25 protein-coding genes and 1 pseudogene are annotated in these 19,927 nt (G+C 42.2%); 13 read left to right on the forward strand and 13 right to left on the reverse strand.

Annotated features, from left to right (window positions below; genetic code table 11):
- Nucleotides 1–57: 57 nt before the first annotated feature.
- Nucleotides 58–240 carry a ribbon-helix-helix protein, CopG family gene (locus tag KQI39_RS14430; protein WP_092072911.1) on the reverse strand — a complete coding sequence of 61 codons (183 nt, stop codon included), beginning with the start codon at nt 238–240 and terminating at the stop codon, nt 58–60.
- A 149-nt stretch (nt 241–389) separates the two neighbouring features.
- Here KQI39_RS14430 and KQI39_RS14435 point away from each other — a divergent pair, with 149 nt between their 5' ends.
- Nucleotides 390–1,805, forward strand: a complete 1,416-nt coding sequence (locus KQI39_RS14435) for an Ig-like domain-containing protein (protein WP_253293201.1) — start codon at nt 390–392, stop codon at nt 1,803–1,805.
- Between the two features lie 49 nt (nt 1,806–1,854).
- Here the strand turns inward: KQI39_RS14435 and KQI39_RS14440 are convergent, their stop codons facing one another.
- From KQI39_RS14440 to KQI39_RS14450, 3 genes are all read right to left on the reverse strand, one after another.
- Nucleotides 1,855–2,418 (reverse strand): tyrosine-type recombinase/integrase, encoded by a 564-nt coding sequence (locus tag KQI39_RS14440; RefSeq protein WP_216419165.1) that lies wholly within the window; start codon nt 2,416–2,418, stop codon nt 1,855–1,857.
- Nucleotides 2,415–2,606 (reverse strand): hypothetical protein, encoded by a 192-nt coding sequence (locus KQI39_RS14445; RefSeq protein ID WP_216419167.1) that lies wholly within the window; start codon nt 2,604–2,606, stop codon nt 2,415–2,417. The genes KQI39_RS14440 and KQI39_RS14445 overlap by 4 nt, the downstream gene beginning before the upstream one ends.
- A 169-nt stretch (nt 2,607–2,775) precedes the next feature.
- Nucleotides 2,776–3,054, reverse strand: coding sequence for a hypothetical protein (locus tag KQI39_RS14450; protein ID WP_216419168.1), 279 nt, complete (start codon nt 3,052–3,054; stop codon nt 2,776–2,778).
- A gap of 337 nt (nt 3,055–3,391) precedes the next feature.
- On the opposite strand from KQI39_RS14450, the gene KQI39_RS14455 reads away from it, so the two are divergent.
- A complete protein-coding gene (locus tag KQI39_RS14455) occupies nt 3,392–3,616 on the forward strand; it encodes a helix-turn-helix domain-containing protein (protein ID WP_216419170.1) in 225 nt (74 codons plus the stop codon).
- Between the two features lie 290 nt (nt 3,617–3,906).
- Here the strand turns inward: KQI39_RS14455 and KQI39_RS14460 are convergent, their stop codons facing one another.
- The 9 genes from KQI39_RS14460 to KQI39_RS14500 all read right to left on the reverse strand — a co-directional run bounded on the left by KQI39_RS14460 (nt 3,907) and on the right by KQI39_RS14500 (nt 7,858).
- The gene (locus KQI39_RS14460; protein WP_195979059.1) at nt 3,907–4,050 is read right to left on the reverse strand and encodes a hypothetical protein; all 144 of its coding nucleotides are present in this window, start codon (nt 4,048–4,050) and stop codon (nt 3,907–3,909) included.
- Nucleotides 4,047–4,262 (reverse strand): hypothetical protein, encoded by a 216-nt coding sequence (locus KQI39_RS14465; RefSeq protein ID WP_216419172.1) that lies wholly within the window; start codon nt 4,260–4,262, stop codon nt 4,047–4,049. Before KQI39_RS14465 ends, KQI39_RS14460 begins: the two co-directional genes overlap by 4 nt.
- A 152-nt stretch (nt 4,263–4,414) precedes the next feature.
- Nucleotides 4,415–4,909, reverse strand: coding sequence for a hypothetical protein (locus tag KQI39_RS14470; RefSeq protein WP_216419173.1), 495 nt, complete (start codon nt 4,907–4,909; stop codon nt 4,415–4,417).
- Nucleotides 4,910–4,967: 58 nt separating this feature from the next.
- A complete protein-coding gene (locus KQI39_RS14475) occupies nt 4,968–5,165 on the reverse strand; it encodes a hypothetical protein (RefSeq protein ID WP_216419175.1) in 198 nt (65 codons plus the stop codon).
- A 17-nt stretch (nt 5,166–5,182) separates the two neighbouring features.
- The gene (locus KQI39_RS14480) at nt 5,183–5,371 is read right to left on the reverse strand and encodes a hypothetical protein (protein ID WP_216419177.1); all 189 of its coding nucleotides are present in this window, start codon (nt 5,369–5,371) and stop codon (nt 5,183–5,185) included.
- Nucleotides 5,372–5,400: 29 nt separating this feature from the next.
- Entirely contained in the window at nt 5,401–5,865 is a 465-nt protein-coding gene (locus tag KQI39_RS14485) for a hypothetical protein (protein WP_216419179.1), read from the reverse strand.
- A 42-nt stretch (nt 5,866–5,907) separates the two neighbouring features.
- Nucleotides 5,908–6,342, reverse strand: a complete 435-nt coding sequence (locus KQI39_RS14490; protein WP_216419181.1) for a hypothetical protein — start codon at nt 6,340–6,342, stop codon at nt 5,908–5,910.
- A gap of 459 nt (nt 6,343–6,801) precedes the next feature.
- Nucleotides 6,802–7,347: an NADH peroxidase gene (locus KQI39_RS14495; RefSeq protein ID WP_216419182.1), complete on the reverse strand. Its 546-nt coding sequence runs from the start codon at nt 7,345–7,347 to the stop codon at nt 6,802–6,804.
- Nucleotides 7,348–7,453: 106 nt separating this feature from the next.
- Nucleotides 7,454–7,858, reverse strand: coding sequence for a Fur family transcriptional regulator (locus KQI39_RS14500; RefSeq protein ID WP_216419184.1), 405 nt, complete (start codon nt 7,856–7,858; stop codon nt 7,454–7,456).
- A 235-nt stretch (nt 7,859–8,093) separates the two neighbouring features.
- On the opposite strand from KQI39_RS14500, the gene KQI39_RS14505 reads away from it, so the two are divergent.
- The 11 genes and pseudogenes from KQI39_RS14505 to KQI39_RS17950 all read left to right on the forward strand — a co-directional run bounded on the left by KQI39_RS14505 (nt 8,094) and on the right by KQI39_RS17950 (nt 19,586).
- The gene (locus KQI39_RS14505; RefSeq protein WP_216419186.1) at nt 8,094–8,687 is read left to right on the forward strand and encodes a DUF3793 family protein; all 594 of its coding nucleotides are present in this window, start codon (nt 8,094–8,096) and stop codon (nt 8,685–8,687) included.
- 30 nt (nt 8,688–8,717) lie between these two features.
- Nucleotides 8,718–9,143 (forward strand): flavodoxin, encoded by a 426-nt coding sequence (locus KQI39_RS14510; protein ID WP_216419188.1) that lies wholly within the window; start codon nt 8,718–8,720, stop codon nt 9,141–9,143.
- Between the two features lie 486 nt (nt 9,144–9,629).
- Entirely contained in the window at nt 9,630–10,385 is a 756-nt protein-coding gene (locus KQI39_RS14515) for a threonine/serine exporter family protein (RefSeq protein ID WP_216419190.1), read from the forward strand.
- A 63-nt stretch (nt 10,386–10,448) separates the two neighbouring features.
- Entirely contained in the window at nt 10,449–10,895 is a 447-nt protein-coding gene (locus KQI39_RS14520) for a threonine/serine exporter family protein (protein ID WP_216419193.1), read from the forward strand.
- A 618-nt stretch (nt 10,896–11,513) separates the two neighbouring features.
- The gene (locus KQI39_RS14525) at nt 11,514–13,334 is read left to right on the forward strand and encodes a glycoside hydrolase family 3 N-terminal domain-containing protein (RefSeq protein ID WP_330654075.1); all 1,821 of its coding nucleotides are present in this window, start codon (nt 11,514–11,516) and stop codon (nt 13,332–13,334) included.
- 450 nt (nt 13,335–13,784) lie between these two features.
- Nucleotides 13,785–15,773 (forward strand): methionine--tRNA ligase, encoded by a 1,989-nt coding sequence (gene metG, locus KQI39_RS14530; protein WP_216419205.1) that lies wholly within the window; start codon nt 13,785–13,787, stop codon nt 15,771–15,773.
- A gap of 2 nt (nt 15,774–15,775) precedes the next feature.
- Nucleotides 15,776–16,255 (forward strand): cyclic pyranopterin monophosphate synthase MoaC, encoded by a 480-nt coding sequence (moaC, locus tag KQI39_RS14535; RefSeq protein WP_148445513.1) that lies wholly within the window; start codon nt 15,776–15,778, stop codon nt 16,253–16,255.
- Nucleotides 16,252–17,241 carry a GTP 3',8-cyclase MoaA gene (moaA, locus tag KQI39_RS14540; protein ID WP_216419194.1) on the forward strand — a complete coding sequence of 330 codons (990 nt, stop codon included), beginning with the start codon at nt 16,252–16,254 and terminating at the stop codon, nt 17,239–17,241. The genes moaC and moaA overlap by 4 nt, the downstream gene beginning before the upstream one ends.
- A gap of 3 nt (nt 17,242–17,244) precedes the next feature.
- Nucleotides 17,245–17,733 (forward strand): MogA/MoaB family molybdenum cofactor biosynthesis protein, encoded by a 489-nt coding sequence (locus KQI39_RS14545; RefSeq protein WP_216419196.1) that lies wholly within the window; start codon nt 17,245–17,247, stop codon nt 17,731–17,733.
- Nucleotides 17,734–18,410: 677 nt separating this feature from the next.
- Nucleotides 18,411–18,785 (forward strand): annotated as a pseudogene (locus KQI39_RS17945) (MOSC domain-containing protein); the annotation flags it as partial.
- Nucleotides 18,786–18,809: 24 nt separating this feature from the next.
- Complete coding sequence (locus tag KQI39_RS17950) at nt 18,810–19,586, forward strand: TatD family hydrolase (protein WP_253293205.1); 777 nt, start codon at nt 18,810–18,812, stop codon at nt 19,584–19,586.
- The last annotated feature ends 341 nt before the right edge of the window (nt 19,587–19,927 follow it).

The following is a 19,927-nucleotide window of genomic DNA, read 5'->3' on the forward strand; positions in this document are numbered from 1 at the left end:
CTTTTGGAAACTATTATATCATTCCGATAGCAAAGAAAAAAGAGTGGATTTCCACTCTCATTCAATCTTTATATTCTCAATCCCATGTCGTAAAATAATATTTATCAATTCATTTCGTGAATAATTGCTCTCTGCTGCAAGTTGGTCTAAAGATGCTAAAATATCCTCTTTTATTCTGACTGTGATAACTCTGCTGCCATCTTCGCCACGTTTTTTTATTATTAAAGGTTCATTTTTCATGTTATATCACTCCTCAATCTGTAATTGATTATAGAGTGTGAAATAATTGTTTTATATATTACGAATTAATATCTATTTGTAATACAATGGATTGTAAAATAGCAGGTGATATGTTACTATTAAAGAAAAAATTTAGGAGGAAAATGAGTATGAAGAGATTCAAAAAAACATCAATAATATTATTGATGTTCATGTTGCTAAGTGTGATTGCAATGCCAGTTTCAGCAAGTGCGGCAAAGCTGAACAAAACAAGTATTTCACTCAATGTCGGCAAAACTTACACACTGAAAGCAACAGGAACAAAGGGAAAAATCGCTTGGACAAGTAGTAATAAGAGTGTAGCAACAGTTTCTTCAAAAGGGGTTGTAAAAGCCCAAAAGAAAGGAACTGCGGTAATTACTGCAAAATATGGAAAGAAAAAACTTACTTGCAAAGTGACAGTTAAGCAGCCAGTAAAAAGCATAAAGCTGAATAAAACATCAGCTACACTTAAAAAGGGGAAATCTCTTACTTTAAAAGCAACAATTTCTCCAAGCAGTGCTAACAATAAAGCGGTAACTTGGAGTTCAAGCAATAAAAAAGTAGCAACAGTATCTTCAAAAGGTGTTGTGAAAGCTGTCGGAAACGGAACTGCTACAATTACTGTAAAAGCAAAAGACGGAAGCGGAAAAAAGGCAACTTGCAAAATTACGGTAGGAACAACGAATACACCATCTAATAACACTCCAATTCATACAGCTATTAGTGGAGTAAAGCTGAATTTAGGTATGATAAATGTTGTCTATGGAAATCATGAATTACATACCAAAATTGATCTGACAGGAGACGGAAATGCAGATCAACTTGATATCCAAGCCACAGGAACTGGATGGTCTGATAATAAATTTAATGGCACGTTATCAATATCTGTAAATGGGAAAAATGCACAGAAGTTTGCATTATCGAGTGATAATGTTTGTATATCCTATATAGCATTAAAAAATAATATTCAGATAATACGAGTTCAAAGTGGTTATTCATATTCCGAAGACGATTTCTTTATTCAATATAATAAGGCAACTAATAAATTTAAAACAGTATTAAATGAAAAATTGGGCGGTTTTTCACATGCTTACACCACACTTGATGATATAGCATTTAATGGAAATAATACGATCAAAATAAAATACTTAACTCAACCATATCTTACAGGCGCAGTTAATGTGGAATATACTTATGTATATTCAAATGGTGTATTTAAAAGAGCGTCTGATACAGCCGCTGCAACTTCTTTATATTACAAAGACAAGAGTAAATTAACCTCAGAGTATTATCAGGATGGTTACCAAAGTTATTTTTATGATAACAAATTTGTAGCAATGAAAAATCTTGTTTTTTATAGTTCTCCAAGTGGGAAAAATAACTTTACTCTAAAAAAAGATGCTGTTGCTACTTTAGAGGGATTTTGTTCAAAAGACAATAATAACTATATGATTTTCAAATACAATGGACAGAGAGGATATATCAAGTTAGAAGCCAATCAGAAAGATTCTTTTTACGGAGTTTCCAAAAGGATGGTAAATTAGTAAAAAAATTCAAGATTGCAAACTATGGAGGGAGCTTTTCGGCTCCCTTTTATAATAGCTGTGCGTGTCCCTCAATGGCTTCTTCTATCCGCTGTGGCTCTATTCCAATATAACGCTGTGTGATGGCAGCAGAACTATGTTGCAGCAGCCGTTGGACTAAAGTAATATCATAGCCATTATTTTTGTAAATTTCTGTTGCATACCACTTTCTGAAAGAGTGTGTGCCGATTCCCTCAAATCCAAGGTAATCACAGACAAGAGCAAGCTGCTTACTGATTGCACGTTCAGTCAGAGCAAAAATCCTTTCAGTTTTTTCAATTCCATTTCTCAAACAATAATTTTCAATATACTGCTGAATAACAAGGGGAACTGTAAAAACTCGTTTCTTTTTTGTTTTCTGTTCTGTTATCTCTAATCTGTATCTGTCGCCATCCCTCACAATATCTGAGAGCCGCAAGCTCAGAATATCAGATATTCTAAGCCCCAGATTTCCCTCTAAGACAAGAGCAGTTGCGATTCTCTCATTAGGACGGCAGCCGCAGAACCCTTCTCTCATGGTCTGAATGATTTCCTTGTATTGTTCTGTGGTAAGAGCGATTGTCCTCTTATTCATTTTTTATTATTTCCTTTCATCTTTTCCAATTCTTCAACACAACTATTGATACGATTGTTTACATCTTCCAAGAGTAAACTGACTGTATTTCCCTCTGGAAAGAAGTGTTCATTATCAAGTGCGATACAAGCAACATCAAGAAAGCTGCTGCATCTGTTTAATGTGTCTTGGATTTTACAGAATTTCATTTTGCGGTTCCCCCTTAAAAGTTCTTATTTTGTGAGTGAATAGTTCCATATTTTCTACAAATTTCTGACAAGCCGCAGAAACAATAGATTTTACTGTTCTTATAATTCCTATTTTAGGAACTTTTCCTCTCTTGGCTCATTTTCAGAACCAAGAGAGAAGCAGATTCCGTTACGCACTGATTGAAAAACGTCTTGAACGAGTCTGACGAAGAAAAGCGGTGTATAGATTCTCGTAAACTTTTTTAAATTCCTTAGAATTAAACTTGGAGGTAAGAACCTCTGTCCATCTGACTGTGTAGCGGTCTGTGGAAAGGCTTTCCACTTTTCTCTCTGCCATCTCATTTTTAAGGTTATCTTTCAGTCCATCTACGATTCCTTTCACTTCATCCAAAAGTGCCTCATATTCCATGATTTCTTCTACTGTTGCGTTGATTTTTTCGTTTGTCATAATTCGTTATCCCCTTTTCTTTTGATATGTGTGAGAGGTTCAAGTGGTGGTGGGCTATTTAAGTATCTAGCGTTCTTCTTAGTGCGTCCCAGTCTCCCTTATCCCTTTCCACTCTGACCTTGTATTCTTGGTTTCGGCTTTCGCTTACTTTCGTCTATCCTTGACTTGTTCCTCTCTCTTAACTTGTATTTATTGTACCACTAATATCTAGTGGAATCTATTGACAAAACCACTAAATTTCAGTGTACTATTCCACTTGAATTTAGTGCAGAATTACCACTAGTAATTAGTGGATAAATATGATAGAATATTGTTAAAATGGAGGAGGTGGATTCTAATGATACGATACAAATTTAATGTAATGGAAAAATTAAAAGAGATTGGCTACAATTCCAAAAGATTAAGAGATGAAAAACTTTTAGGAGAATCTTATATGACACAATTAAGAAGAGGTGACCTTGTGTCTTGGAAAACTATAGACACCCTTTGCAGGCTCTTAAATTGTCAAGTGGGGGATTTAGTCGAATACGTGGCAGAGGACACGCCAAAAGCCTCAGAATAGCTTTTTAGCACGTTCCAAGAGGAAATGAAAGGAGATTGCGGCAGCAGTCGTTTAAAGGGGACAGAATGGCAGCAGGCAGCTATTAGTGGGGGGCGCCCTTTTCGGGAATTGCAATTTTTGCAGCAATTTTTGCAATATGTAGTGGCTAACTGTCCTAGCAAGAGCGATTTTCATTCTCGATCACGAGGCTCTTGGCTCTGAACGCAAAAAAACTCTGTCGAAAATATCGGCAGAGAAACGCAAAAAAAGGCAAGCTAAAAGGACAACCGTCCTTTCATAGCTTGCCTTTATTACTTCCATTCTTTTAGTATGTCATCAAGAGCCATGTCTAAAGCCTCTTTCAGACTGACTTCCATTATGTGAAAAATCTCATTTTCAAGAATAGATTCATCATCTTTCCCCTTTTTCTTCTTCCTCTTTCTTTCCTCACTCATTTTTTAATTTTTACCTCGCTTGAAATTTTGATATTAGAAACTGCTTCTTTTGCGTCAAGTTGTTTTGCATATCTCAGCTTTACTTGATTATGCGCATCCGCAAGCGCCCACGCAGCTCTATCTTCGTCTGTTGGCTCTTTGCCATTCATAAACGCTTCTCTGAACATTTTTTCTCTTGCAATGTCACGTTCTACTCTTTCAACATTTGTCATAATTAAAAATCTTCCTTTCGTTTTATATTAAGGGATTTTTTATCGTGAGCGCAGCGATACGATAAAAAAGACCGCTAAGGCTCCCCGTCCCTATCTTTCTACTATTATTCAAAAATCTAACTATACGATTAATGAGATTTGTCCAAAGACCCTCAAAAGTGAAACTCTTTATTATATTTTTTATTATTTTTTTGAGGGTATATATTATTTATTTCTTTGTTACTCTGCGAACTATTTTGTTCGTTTAGCCAATCCTCAAATTCGTGCGCCAAACTGTCTTGTTCGCCTTGTGAACTATACTGTTCGCTAGGCGGAACCGCGTTTTCTTTATTTATCTCTTTATGTGGCTTTTCATAGAAATCATATATATTTCCTGACTTCTGGACTAAATATCCTTTTTCAATGAGGACATTTACATATTTGTGGAAAGATGTTTTCTTTATCCCTGCTTCTTTTGCAGCTTCCTGCGATAAAGCTAAGTTATAACCATCTTTATTTCCTGCAAGATAGAGGTATAAAGCCAGACCATAAGGTCCAAGGTCTTTGTTCGCATTGTACCAGTTCTCTTTACTAATAGTGAGAAAATTTATATCTACAGATTCTTTATGTATATGAATTATTTTCTGATGTGGTACTGTATCTGGCATAATCAAGATTCTCCTTTATCAATTTTATACTGACTTTTCTTTTGCTAGTTGTAATACTTCAGAAATCTAAGTACATTTTAATGATTTCTTCATCACTCATGGAAGATAATCTATCGAAAAGAGCTTCTGTCTGCAAACCTGTTTTTTCGTACTGTTCAAGTAACTTTTCCGCAGCATATTCTGCTTTTGTAATTCCTAAAACAGTTTCAATAGATTCCAATTCATTGATTTTCTCATTTCTTTTTGTGTTGTTCATGTTCAACTCTCCTTTATTTATAAATCTAAAAAAATATTAATTATTTCCTCATCTGATTTAGACGAAAGTTCTTTTTCAAGAACATCTTCCCAAAATCCTGCTGCCACAAAAAAATCAAAGACTATATCTCTAGCAGCTTCTGCAATGCTGCAATCATATTCGTTTGCGTATTCTTCTAACTCCTCAAAACGTAAATCTCTGTTCATTTTTAACTCTCCTTTTTATCATTCTTGTCTTATGCTACATCTGTTGAAAGTAGAATAATTTTGGCTTCTGGCTTTTTGGCTCTTTTATCTTCGTAGATCAATTTTCCGTTTTTTAATGTCGGAATTTTGTTGTAATTAGGAAACTGTGCAATAAACCAGTTGTATACAAAGTTATAAGGGCTTTTCTGGGATTTTGACTGTGCTTCAATAGTATCCATTACTGCATTCATTTCATCTGCATTATCTAAAACACTAATGTAGGTACGCATTTTTTCATATGTGAGATTTTTGAATTTAGATGCAGTCTTTTTTTCTCTGCCAGACTTAACAATAATAGTCATTGTAGGGAAGTCCGCAAGAATATTTTTAAGAAGTTCATATTCAGCAGTTCCATATTCTTCTGATGCTTTTTTGAATGTGTAGTTTACTGTAATTGTGTTATTTGCGAAATTGATTTTGTATCCTTTAACTGCTGTATTTTTTTCGTTTGCCATGATATTTACCTCTTCTTTCTGTTTTCTTTTGGAATTATTGATTTATGCTGCAAATTCTTCTTTTGCTGCTTTTTCTTTCTCTTCCAGTTCCTTGAAGAATGTTTTATAAGTGCTATAATTTTCAAATGTTGCAAGAAACCAAGCAAGAACAGCTTTATAAGGATTTGACTGAACTTTTGCCATGAGTTTCTGACGTTCAAACTCTTTTTTGTAATCAATCACGTTTCCATTTTCATCTTCTTTTTTTGGCTGAACGCTGATAAAAAGTTCCATATTTTTGTAAGTAAGATTTCTGTAAGTTTTTTTCTCTGGATTCTTTTTAATAGTCTTTGTTACCATTTTTGCATCTGGAAAATCTTTGCGGTATTCTCTCCAAAGTTTATATTCTTCTGTTCCGAAAATTACTGCGTTCTTTGCAAATGCCTTTGTTACCTGTGCTTCTGTTTCACTAATCATTTTAATTACCATTTTTGCCATTGTCTTAATCTCCTTTGTGTTTTGTTTTTTCTTTGTTTCTCTTGTTCTTTATGTACTTAGTATATCATGCAGCAAAATAATACTTGTACTATAAATAGATGAAGTGTTATAATATACACAGAATAGTTCACGATACTTTTGGATAGATTTTCAGTGGGAATTAAAACTGATTTTTGAAAGTGAGAAGAGCAGCAGCGCAAGGAAATTTCAAGATGAAAGAACTTAATGAAAAGATGAGGATTCTTACTTGAAAGTTGTCAAAAGTTGATGGAAGTATTTAAATAAAAAAAGAATAGATCAGTTTGCACTTTTTTGAATTTGCACATTTAAGCTATTTGGTGGTGTAGAAGAGAGAAGAGTTTGCACATGAATTTGCACACTATATAGAAAAGCAGCAAAAAAAGAGAGAACAGATTTCTCTATTCCCTCTTGTAAAAATTCCGATTTTATGCGGATTTCTTATTTACCAAAGTATCTCTTAAGCAGTCCAGCGAATGCTTTGCCGTGTCTTGCTTCGTCTTTAGCCATCTCATGTACTGTGTCGTGGATTGCGTCAAGGTCAGCTGCTTTCGCACGTTTAGCAAGGTCGAATTTACCTGCTGTAGCACCGTTCTCAGCTTCTACACGCATCTGAAGGTTCTTCTCTGTGCTGTCTGTTACAACTTCGCCAAGGAGCTCTGCGAATTTAGCTGCATGCTCTGCTTCCTCGTAAGCTGCTTTCTCATAGTAGAGACCTACTTCCGGATATCCTTCTCTGTGAGCAACTCTTGCCATTGCAAGATACATACCAACCTCAGAGCACTCGCCCTCGAAGTTAGCTCTCAGGTCTGCAAGGATGTCCTTGCTAACACCCTTAGCAACTCCTACAACATGCTCAGCTGCCCATGTGAGCTCGCCTTCCTGTTTGGAAAACTTGGAAGCTGGTGCCTTACATACTGGACAGGCCTCTGGAGCCTGCTCGCCTTCGTAAACATATCCACATACATTACATACCCATTTTGCCATAGTTTTATTCTCCTTTTCTTATAAAAATTTATTTTAATTTTGTTGTTTCTCTTAATTGATAATAGTAATTATTACTGTTTTATAGTATCATGTAGATGCTTTTTTGTCAAGACTGTTTTTCTTCTTTTTTGAGGCATTCCTTACAGATTCCATAGAAGCTGGCGTCTACGTTGAAGACCTTGCCGTGGACGAATTCTGCGGCTGCCTGTTCCAGGATATCGTTGAGGTTGTCTGACTGCATGTCAATGACACAGTTGCACTTCGTACACATGAAGTGTGAGTGTGGTGCGACCCTTCCATCGTAGCGGTCTGCGCTTCCGAAATTGGTCAGCTTGCGGATCTCACCGATGTCACTGAGAAGAGAAAGATTACGGTAGACAGTTCCGAGACTGATGTTTGGATAGATCTGTCGAAGATTCTCATATACTGTATCTGCCGTTGGATGATCTGTTCTGGATCTCAGGAATTCTTTGATCGATTCTCGCTGACGGCTGTATTTAAGTGCTGCCATAATGTTTCCTCCCTATCAGTAATAGTAATTATTACTGATATCATAATAACCGACAGACATGTTTTTGTCAATAGTTTTTTGTATATTTACGGAAGAATATTTTGCCCTTAATGATAGGATTTTATCAGTAAAAATTCTTATTGAAAATTTTTAAAAATAAGTTGACAGAGACTAACTTTAGTAGTATATTTACAGCAGTTAGAGAAATCTAACTAAAGCGTAAAGGAGAATGCAAATGACTTGTGAAAAATTTGAATCTGTCATAGGTTATCATTGTTCCCCTGTATTAATGGGAATGAAGCCGGCGAATCTTGTTTCTTTTTCCAAAGAGAAGATGCCGGATCTGCCGGAGATTATTTCGGATTATAAGGAGGGTCTTGAACGGGAAGGTATCCGTATGGAGATCATCTGTGGATGCAGGAAGCATTATCTTCTTCTGGTGTATCGGCCGGATATGCTGCAGGAATATCTGGCGCAGGATGAGGCCAGGAATCTTTTGCTTCAGGATGGCTATAATATAGATGGTTCTCTGGATGAGATGATTGCCCGTCTGAAGGAACGGTTTTTCCATAAGACGGAGTTTCCTCATGAGATCGGTCTTTTCCTGGGCTATCCGATTGAGGATGTGAAGGGATTCCGGAAGTTCGGGGGCAGTGGCTGCAAGATGTGTGGTTACTGGAAGGTTTATGATAACGTGGAGCAGGCTCGCAGGATTTTTGACAGCTATGATAAGTGCCGGGAGTTTACGGCGGCACAGATCCGTGCGGGGTATTCGATTTTGCAGGTTGTTGGTATGAAGCATCTCTGTACATCTCAGATGTGCGTATAATATAAAGTTTAAAAACAGGAGGTTTTTGAGATGAGCAAGGTAGGAATTATTTACTGGTCTTCTACAGGTAACACAGAGGCTATGGCGCAGGCTGTTGAGGAAGGTGTTAAGGCTGCTGGTGCAGATGTTGAGATTATGGAAGTGGCTGATGCGGATGTGGATAAAGCGCTTTCTTTTGATGTTCTGGCTCTTGGTTGTCCGGCTATGGGTGATGAGGAGCTTGAGGATGGTGAGTTTGAGCCGTTTTTCTCTGATCTTGAAGGGAAACTGTCTGGTAAAAAAGTTGCACTTTTCGGTTCCTATGACTGGGGCGACGGAGAGTGGATGAGAACCTGGTGCGGCAGAGCTAAGGATGCTGGTGCTGAGCTTGTTGATGATGAGGGACTTATCTGCAATAATACTCCTGATGATGAGGGACTGGCTGCTTGCCGTGAGCTTGGTGGTAAGCTGGCGTAAGGATGTTGGATTCCTGATATAATTAGTTAAATACAGAGTTGAGCATTGGATTTTGGGAGTCGCCTGGATTGTTTGTCTGGGCGGCTTTTTTGTATGAGGGACGCCCGTGAGGCGTGTGCTGCCTGTCGCCGGGGCTTCGTCGGGGGCTGGCTTCTAGGCAGCCGGGAATCTGCTAAAAGCGTTTTCCAAAAGTCCGAACTCGCTTCGCTCAAACAGCGAACTTTTGAAAAACAACGCAGATTTCCGCCAACCAAGAATCAGCACCCCTCCTGCAGAGTCCGGCGACAGGCAGCACACGCCTCACGGGCTGGCTTTTCAGGGCGGTAGGGATAGAGCGATTCAGGATGGGGAGTTTTGCTGTGTGGGTGTTGTTTTGAGGAAATATAGAAGAAATGAATATTTAAACGTGGGGAACTTGGTTGCTTTTGATATTTAGCTGTCCTAAAATAGATGGGGATAAAATAGTTGTACAGGGAGGTGTGCCGGATGACGAGGGATGAGGCGGAGCAGTATTTGTATTATGCGATGACAATTGGGGAGCAGCTTCTTTGCTGTGGTGCAGAGGTTGGGCGTGTTGAGGATACGATCCGTCGTATTTGTCTGGCTTATGGTGCTTCCCGGGCGGATGTTTTTTCGATTACGTCGAGTATTGTGACGACGATTTATGGTGAAGATTTCGGGATTTGTACGCAGACGCGGCGTGTGCCGGGGATGGCGAATGATCTGGGACGGTTGGATGATCTGAATCAGCTTTCCAGATTTATCTGTGAATTTCGACCGAAGCCGGAGGAGATTCAGAGGCGTTTGGATGTGATACGGAATAAGCAGGGGTATTCTTTCAGGACGCAGATTTTGATCTATGCGGTGATTTCCGGTTCGTTTTCTGTGTTTTTTGGCGGGGATCTTAATGATATGATTGCTTCGGCGCTGATTGGTATTGCGTTGAAGTTGTTTGAGGCTTTTGTGAAGCGGGGGGCGCTGAATTCGCTGCTTACGGTGCTTTTGTGTTGTGGAGCGGGTGGTGTTCTTTCCAATCTTACGGTTCTGATGGGACTGGGGCATCATGCGGATCTGATCAGTATTGGTAATATTATGCTGCTGATTCCGGGTATTGCGTTTACCAATTCGCTGCGAGATATGTTTTCCGGGGATACGATTACGGGGTTGATCCGGTGTATGGAGTCGATTTTGCTGGCGTTGGTTGTGGGCCTTGGTTTTACAGCGGCGAATCTGTTGTTCTGATGGGATTCAGGCGCAGTACTGTAACAGAGACAACGGTGTGTCCATGAATATGGAGGAAAAAATATGAGAGAGATCATACAGCTGATTGTATCCTTTACAGGATCCCTCGGTTTTGCAGCTTTATTTAATATACATGGAAAAAAACTCTGGTTCGCGGCTCTGGGTGGTTGTTTGTCCTGGGCGGTTTATCTGGCGGTGGAGTTTGTGACGCCGAGTCCTTATATCTGTGGGTTCTGGTCAACAGTGGCAATTACTTTGTATGCGGAGTGTATGGCGAGGGTTCACAAGACGCCGGTTACGGTTTTTCTGGTTTCTGCTACGATTCCACTGATTCCGGGAGCGGCATTGTATCGTACCATGAACTGGATGATGATGAGGGACTGGGCGAATTTTCAGAAGGATGGAATTTATACGATTCTTTTTGCAGCGAGCATGGCTGCGGGAATGACGTTGACGACCATTGCTTTTCGAATGGCGTGGCGGTGGATGTACAGACAGAGGCGGATGTGAATGTTCGCTTTGCTGGTTGGTTTATAAGAGAGCATACGGCAGAAATGAAGATTGCTGTATGCTTTTTTTTGTCACAGAAAATTATTCCGTAAGGTTTGTCACAGTATCTGGAAAAAAGAATGGCACCAGCATAGTAACAGCCGGTACATGAAAAGGAAATGCAACGATTATCATAACATTAAAGAGTGGTTATAAGAAAACAGTAAAAGTTACGGTTCGGCCGACAACGGTAAAAACAACAAAAATTTCCGGAATCCCGGGAAGAAAATGGTGAAGTGCAAAGTGACTGTAAAATAATAATATATCTTCTTTATATAACTGACAGGAAAGAGAAATCACCAACCGTCAGCTGTCAAGAAAAGCAGCAGTTGAGGGAATGGTACTTCTGAAAAATGAATGAAACCTGCTTCCACTGGAGAAGGGCAGCAAGGCTGCTCTTTACGGAATCGGCGCTTCCAAAACTATAAAAGGCGGTACGGGTTCTGGAGATGTAAATGAGCGTGATAAGGTAAGCATTTTCCAGGGAATGAAGATGCATTTCTCGGATTCTTTGAATATTATTCCACCACTCCTTTTGTAATGCCGGCAGGTGGCCCTATTGAGAAAACGGATGCAGATGTGGCATTTTATATTCTGAGCCGTGTGGCAGGAGAAGGCGCTGACCGTTACGATAAAGAGGGAGATTATTATCTTACGGAGACTGAGAAAAAACAGCTCAGTGATATCTGTTCTTTATATAAGCATGTAGTAGTTGCAGTGAATACAGGTGGTTTAGCGGATCTTTCCTTTATGGATGAATTTTCCAACATTGAGGCCCTTCTTCAGATCGTGCAGCCTGGAATGGAAAGCGGAAATGCTTTTGCGGATATCGTAAGTGGTGCAGCAACACCTTCCGGTAAACTGACTGATTCCTGGGCTTATAAATATGAGGATTATCCAAACAGTGAAAGTTTTTTCCATAATAATGGAAATGTGGATACGGAATATTATAAAGAAGGTCTTTATGTAGGTTACCGTTATTTTGACAGTTTTGATGTTCCGGTACGTTACGGATTCGGATATGGACTTTCCTATACGGATTTTGAGACAAAAGTAACTGGTGTTTCCTGTGCAGACGAAAAGGTTGTGATCGAGACAGAAACAGCCAATGTGGGAAATACATACAGTGGAAAAGAAGTTATTCAGATCTATGTGACCTGCCCGGCAGGAAAACTGGAAAAAGAATACCGTCGTCTTGTTGCGTTTGGAAAGACTGAAATCTTGGCTCCGGGAGAAAAAGAATCTCAGAAATTTGAGATCGCTCTGGACAGACTGACTTCCTACAGTGAAGAAAAAGCCGGCTGGGTGCTGGAAGCAGGAGATTATGTATTCTGGGCAGGAAACAGCCTGGCAGATAGCGTCCCATGTGGAGTCCTGAAGCTGGATGAAGAGGTTATTCTTACAAAAACCGACAACATCTGCCCGCTGAAAGAGGACCTGGATGAGCTGAAACAGGTTCCGGAAAAAATGCAGGAGAAATATAAAAAGCTCTATGCAGATGCAGAAGAAAAAAATCTTCCAGGCATTGTTCTGGCAGATGGCCCTGCAGGACTCCGACTGCTGAAACATTACATTGTACAGGATGGAAAAATCCTTCCTACAGATTTCAAAAACAGTGTAGAGGGTGGCTTCTTCTGCGAAAATGCTCCGAAAAAGCCGGGAGATGTTTACAATCAGTACTGTACTGCAATCCCGGTAGGAACTCTTCTTGCACAGAGCTGGAATGAAAAGCTTATTGAGGAGCTGGGCGAGATGATCGGCGGAGAGATGGAAGAATTTCATGTAACCTTATGGCTGGCGCCTGGTATGAACATTCACAGAAATCCTCTTTGTGGACGTAATTTTGAGTATTATTCTAAGGATCCGTTTCTTTCCGGAAAAATGGCTGCGGCTATGACAAAAGGTGTACAGAAAGTGCCTGGATGTGGAACAACCATCAAACATTATGCATGCAATAACCAGGAAGATAACCGTATGGGCTCCAACAGTATTTTAAGTGAGCGTACTCTTCGTGAGATTTACCTGAAAGGGTTTGAAATTGCGATTAAAGAATCTCAGCCAATGTTCATTATGACCAGCTATAACCTGATCAATGGAGTTCATGCCGCAAACTGCAATGACACCTGCACAAAGGCTGCACGTTGTGAGTGGGGATTTAAGGGCATGATTATGACAGACTGGACAACAACAGAGCATGGCTCGGACTGTACTGCATCCGGATGTATGCGCGCTGGAAATGACCTGGTAATGCCGGGAGCAGCAAGTGACCGTGAAAATATCAAAAAAGAACTGGACGAGGGAACACTTTCCCTGGATGACCTGAAAGCCTGCATCAGCAGAACGGTAGACATCATCTGGCAGTCCAATCAGTATGAGGGAGCAGTACCTTATAAGAAATAAATTCCCCGTTTACAAACCACCGGAAATGTGTTACGATTTTCCCATATAGAAAACTCGTGGAAGAAGAGAGTACATGTGTACACCACACTACAGGGAAATCCCCGGAGGACTTTTTGGCAGAAGGAGTTCCGAGACTGAGAGGGATGTGCAGGCGCAGATGGAAGATGGCTTCGGAGAGGCATTGCTGACCCGGTTTGAACGTGATAGACGAAATGCGAATGTCCCGTTTAATGGACACCGGCAGGCAGTGACAGGACCGCCTGTTATAGCGGAAGGGTATAGATCTTGCTGTACCTGATGAGGTTTTTGCCGCGAGGCAGGAGCGAACAGAAGTGGTAACACGGGTAATAACTCGTCTTCTCATATCGTTATGGTATGAGAAGACGTTTTTTATTTGACTGGATATGTTTCCGGTCAGTTATGAGTAAGCATGCAATTATTTTTTATATTATGGAGGAAAGAAAAATGGAAAAGCAGAGATATTATATCAGCACTGCCATTGCGTACACATCCGGTAAACCGCATATCGGAAATACTTATGAGGTTGTTCTTGCAGATGCCATCGCACGTTTTAAGAGACAGCAGGGTTATGACGTATATTTCCAGACAGGTACGGATGAGCATGGCCAGAAGATCGAGCTGAAGGCCGAGGAAGCTGGTGTTACACCGAAGGAATTCGTAGATAACGTTTCCGGTGAGATCAAACGTATCTGGGATCTGATGAACACATCCTATGACAAATTTATCCGTACAACAGATAAAGACCATGAAGAGCAGGTCAAAAAAATCTTCAAAAAAATGTATGCAAAGGGAGATATCTACAAGGGTCATTACGAAGGAATGTACTGTACACCATGTGAGTCTTTCTTCACAGAGTCCCAGCTTGTAGATGGCAAATGTCCGGACTGCGGACGTCCATGTGTACCGGCTAAAGAAGAGGCATATTTCTTCAAAATGAGCAAGTATGCAGACAAACTGATCGACTACATTAACACACATCCGGATTTCATTCAGCCGGAGTCCCGTAAAAACGAGATGATGAACAACTTCCTTCTTCCGGGTCTTCAGGATCTCTGTGTATCCAGAACATCCTTTAAATGGGGAATCCCGGTAGATTTTGATCCGAAGCATGTTGTATATGTATGGCTGGATGCCCTGACAAACTATATCACAGGTATCGGCTATGACTGCGACGGAAACAGCAGCGATAAATTCAACAAATACTGGCCGGCAGACCTTCACCTTATCGGAAAAGATATCATCCGTTTCCATACCATTTACTGGCCGATCTTCCTGATGTCTCTGGATCTTCCGCTTCCGAAACAGGTATTCGGACATCCGTGGCTTCTTCAGGGCGATGGAAAAATGAGTAAATCCAAAGGAAATGTAATTTACGCAGATGAACTTGTTGAGTTCTTTGGTGTAGATGCTGTCCGTTATTTCGTACTTCACGAGATGCCGTTTGAGAATGACGGTGTCATCACATGGGAGCTGATGGTTGAGAGACTGAATTCCGACCTTGCAAACACACTTGGAAATCTTGTAAACCGTACGATCTCCATGTCCAATAAATATTTCAACGGAATCGTTGAGAACAAGAATGTTACTGAGCCGGTTGATGAGGATCTTAAGAACTTTATCCTTCAGGTTCCGAAGAACGTTTCCGCAAAAATGGACAAACTTCGTGTTGCAGATGCTATCACAGAGGTATTCTCCCTGTTCAAACGCTGCAACAAATATATCGATGAGACAATGCCATGGGCACTTGCAAAGGATGAGACAAAACAGGATCGTCTTGCAACAGTTCTCTACAACCTGGTTGAGGGAATCTGCATCGGCGCATCTCTTCTGAAATCTTTTATGCCGCGTACAACAGAGCGTATTCTTGTACAGCTCAACGCAAACGAGAGAACTCTTGAGGATATGGAGCAGTTTGGCCTTTATCCGTCAGGAAACCGTGTAACTGACAAACCGGAGATCCTTTTTGCAAGACTTGACCTGAAAGAGGTTCTTGAAAAAGTTGAGAAGCTTCATCCGAAGAAAGAAGAGCCGAAGGAAGAGGTAAAAGAAGAGAAAGAGGAAACTAAAGATGTGATCGACATCGAGGCAAAACCGGAGATCACTTTTGATGATTTTGAGAAACTTCAGTTCCAGGTTGGTGAGATCATTGCCTGCGAGGAAGTTAAGAAATCCAGAAAACTTCTCTGCTCCCAGGTTAAGATCGGAAGTCAGGTTCGCCAGATCGTATCCGGAATCAAGGCTCACTATTCCGCAGAGGAAATGGTTGGCAAAAAAGTTATGGTCGTTACAAACCTGAAACCTGCCAAACTTGCAGGAATCCTCAGCGAAGGTATGATCCTTTGTGCAGAGGATGCAGATGGAAATCTTTCCCTGATGGTACCGGAGAAAGAGATGCCGGCAGGCGCTGAGATCTGCTAAATATGAAACTGAATCATTTTGATGAAAATGGCAATGCTGTTATGGTGGATGTGTCCAATAAACCGGACACTCACCGTACAGCGACAGCTACCGGTTCCATTCAGGTAAGCCCGGAGATCATGGCTGCGGTAAAAAGCGGAAATGTGAAAAAGGGCGATGTGCTTGGTGTGGCTCGTGTGGCGGGTATCATGGGTGTGAAGCGTACTTCTGACCTGATCCCCATGTGCCATCCACTTCCCATCCAGAAGTGTTCTGTGGATTTTGAGACGGACGAGGATGCGGGAGTGATCCGTGTGTTCTGTACGGTAAAAACAGAGGGGAAAACAGGCGTGGAGATGGAGGCGCTGACAGGTGTTCAGGTGGCGCTTTTGACCATTTATGATATGTGTAAGGCAATCGACAAACGCATGGTCATGTCTGATATCCATCTGGAAGAGAAAACAGGAGGAAAAAGCGGAGATTTCCGTTTTGAGGAAAAATGATAGACAGGTGCGGAAGAAATATTGATTATCTCAGGATTTCCGTAACTGACAGATGTAATTTGCGGTGTATTTATTGTATGCCGGAGGAGGGAGTGCAGCATGTGGAGCGCTCCCTCGTTTTGCAGGAAGAGGAAATTTTGAGGATCTGCCGGGTGATGGCAGAGTTGGGGATCCGAAAGATCAAGCTGACTGGCGGGGAACCGCTGGTGAGGCCGCGGATGCCCAAGCTTGTGGAAAAACTGAAAAGTATGCCGGGGATCGAGAAGGTGACTCTGACTACAAATGGTGTGCTTCTGAAAGATCAGATGAAAGATTTTGCCCGGGCAGGGCTGAATGGATTGAATATCAGTCTGGATACGCTGGATGAGGCCTGCAGCAGGCAGATCACCAGGCGGGATGAACTGGGACGGACCCTTGAGGGGATTTCAGAAGCGCTGAAGTATCCGGAGATTTCACTGAAGATTAACTGTGTGCCTCTTGGGATTCCGGATCAGGATCTTTGTAAGGTGGCGTTTCTGGCCAGGGACCATAAGGTGCATGTGCGGTTTATTGAGATGATGCCTATTGGAATGGGAAAAGAATTTCATGGGGTGTCGGAGGAGGAACTGCTTGGGATCCTCGGGGAAAAACTTCCGCGGTTTTCGCCGTATGTGGGGGAGCCCCTTGGAAATGGCCCGTGCCATTATTATGATGTGGATGGTTTTTCCGGGAAGATCGGGTTTATCAGTGCGGTGAGCCATAAGTTCTGCGGGGAGTGTAACCGTATCCGGCTGACTTCCCAGGGGTTTTTGAAGACGTGTCTGCAGTATGCGGCGGGGCGGGATCTTCGGGCTGTGATCCGTGGTGGTGGCTCGGATGAGGAGCTGAAGGCTGTGATCCTGGAGGCTCTGGCGGAGAAACCGGACGGGCATGCTTTTGGCGGAGGCCTGGAGAAACAGAAGGATGATAAGACGGAGAAGCTTTGTATGGCTCAGATCGGAGGGTAAGTGATGAAGAGAGTTGCGGTGATTACTTCTAGTGATAAGGGTTATAAAGGGGAGCGTGAAGATCTTAGTGGGCCGGCTGTGAAGGAGATTGTGGAGGCAGCCGGGTACGTGGTTGTTTCTATGGATGTTTTGCCAGATGACCGTGGGATGCTTGGTGCCCGGATGGCTGAGATTGCGGATCAGGGTCTGGCGGAGCTGATTTTGACTACGGGTGGTACCGGGTTTTCCAAAAGGGATGTGACGCCGGAGGCTACGGAGGACGTGATCGAGCGGCGTGTGCCGGGGATTCCGGAGGCGATGCGGGCGTTTAGTTTGACGATTACTAAGAGGGCGATGTTGAGTCGGGGGACGGCTGGGATTCGGAAGGGGACGTTGATCGTTAATTTGCCGGGGAGTCCTAAGGCTGTTAAGGAGTGTCTTGAGGTTATTATTGAGACGTTGGGGCATGGGATTGAGATTTTGACCGGTGAGGCTGGTGAGTGTGGACGGTAGTGTCGATAAGGTGTTAACAAGCGGACGGCCCACGAAGTCATGGCCGTTCCACTGACACGCTGCGTGCCCTGTTCGGCTGCGTCGCTGGTTTGCTACCACGAGCGCAAACTCGCCTGCGGCTCAGACAGAGCGCACGTGGCAGCAGCTATACTCGCCTCTCGACGGGCACTCCGCTAACGTCAGCGGAACGGCCATGACTTCGTGGGCCTGGTGGTTGAGAGTGGTACGCTTTATTGGATATATTGTTAGTTTAATGAACGGACGCCCAACGGAGGCAGGGCCAGTACGGTGACACGCTGTGCGGCCTGTTCGGCTGCGTCGCTGGTTTGCTGCCATTCGCGCCAACTCGCTGGAGACAGAGGACATTCGGAATCCGCTTTGCTACTTCCTCATGAATACAAGCAGCTTATGCTGCTTGTATTCAAACAGGCGCTCGGTGGCAGCAGCTATACTCGCCTCTCGACGGCCGCTCCGCTAACGTCACCGTACTGGCCCTGCCTCCGTTGGGCTGGTTGTTGAATGTGGTACGGTTTGTCGCATGTGTTGTAGGTTTTGCCGGATGTGCTGATTGGTGGAAATTAATATTACTGGTGTGATATATAGGAACAAATTTGGTAACGATGTGTAATTAATAGGAGTTTGTTATGGGAAAAGTACTTGCGGTTTGTATCAGTGAGATGAAGGGGACTCAGAAGAGGAATGTGGGGTCTGCGGTTTTTGTGGAGGACTGGGGGCTTGAGGGGGATGCTCATGCTGGGAAGTGGCACCGGCAGGTGAGTCTTCTTTCCAGTGAAAAGATCGATGCGTTCCGTGCAAAGGGCGCAGAGGTTGAGGATGGTGCTTTTGGTGAGAATCTGGTTGTGGAGGGGATTGATTTTGCGAAACTTCCGGTTGGTACCAGATTTCGCTGTGGCGAGGTTGTGCTGGAGCTGACTCAGATTGGGAAGGAGTGCCACAATGGCTGTGCCATTTTCCAGAAGATGGGTGAGTGCATCATGCCACGGGAAGGTGTGTTTACAAGAGTGCTGAAAGGTGGAAAAGTTTCTGTCGGTGACGAGATGACTGTGGATAAAGCTATGATTTTTGATACCCATGCCCATTATGATGATGAGGCTTTTGACGAGGATCGGTTTGAGATGCTTGAGAGTATGCAGGAGAACGGGATCGGGCATATTGTGGATGTGTGTGCTTCCGTGGGACATTTTGACCGGGTTTATGATTTGGTGGAAAAGTATCCGTTTGTTTATGGTGCAGTGGGGGTTCATCCGGATGATGCGGATAAGGTAGATGCAGCTGTTCTGGATGAGATCCGAAAATATTGCGACATGGAAAAGACAGTAGCCGTAGGCGAGATCGGCCTGGATTATTACTGGCATAAGGAGAGGGAAGAGCACCTTCTTCAGCAGAAAGTATTCCGCCAGCAGATGGACATCGCCCGTGAAAAGAAGCTCCCATTTATGATCCATAGTCGGGATGCAGCGGAGGATACGCTGAATATTGTGAGAGAGTATATGAAGGATGGAATGTATGGCGGAGTTATCCATTGCTTTTCCTATAGTAAGGAGATTGCAAGGGAGTATCTGAATATGGGGCTTTGCCTGGGAATCGGTGGTGTGGTTACATTTAAGAATTCCAGGAAGCTGAAAGAAGTAGTGGAATACGCACCCTTAAACCAGATTCTTCTGGAAACCGACTGTCCGTATATGGCACCTGTGCCAAACCGTGGGAAACGTAACAGTTCGCTGTATCTGCCGGAGGTTGTGAAGACGATTGCAGAGATTAAGGGTATCAGCTGCGAGGAGGTTGTGGCTGTGACGGAGAGTAATGCAATGAAGGTGTTGAATTTGATATAGAAATGAGAAAAAACCAGCTGGCCTGAAAGTTTTGTTTCGGGTTGGCTGGTTTTTTCTTTGATCCAAAATGGGGCTATTAAAATAATTTGGCTATTAATACTTTAAATTTACATTCCAAAATGTAAATTTATTATAATATAATATGGAGTAAAAATAAATATAAAAATTATTTTTTTAACGAGAAGAAACCATTAAAATATTATTAGTAATTGACAATGAATGAAGTCCAGCTAATAAATGTCAATAGTTAAATGAAAAAAATTGCTCTTATTTTCTGGCTAAAAAAGGGTAGACGTCCCCCTTGGTGAAAATATCGTTCTTTTGAAAGATATTGATTCGTT

It is taken from the genome of Blautia sp. MSJ-36, from assembly GCF_018917985.1.
Classification (GTDB): domain Bacteria; phylum Bacillota; class Clostridia; order Lachnospirales; family Lachnospiraceae; genus Blautia_A.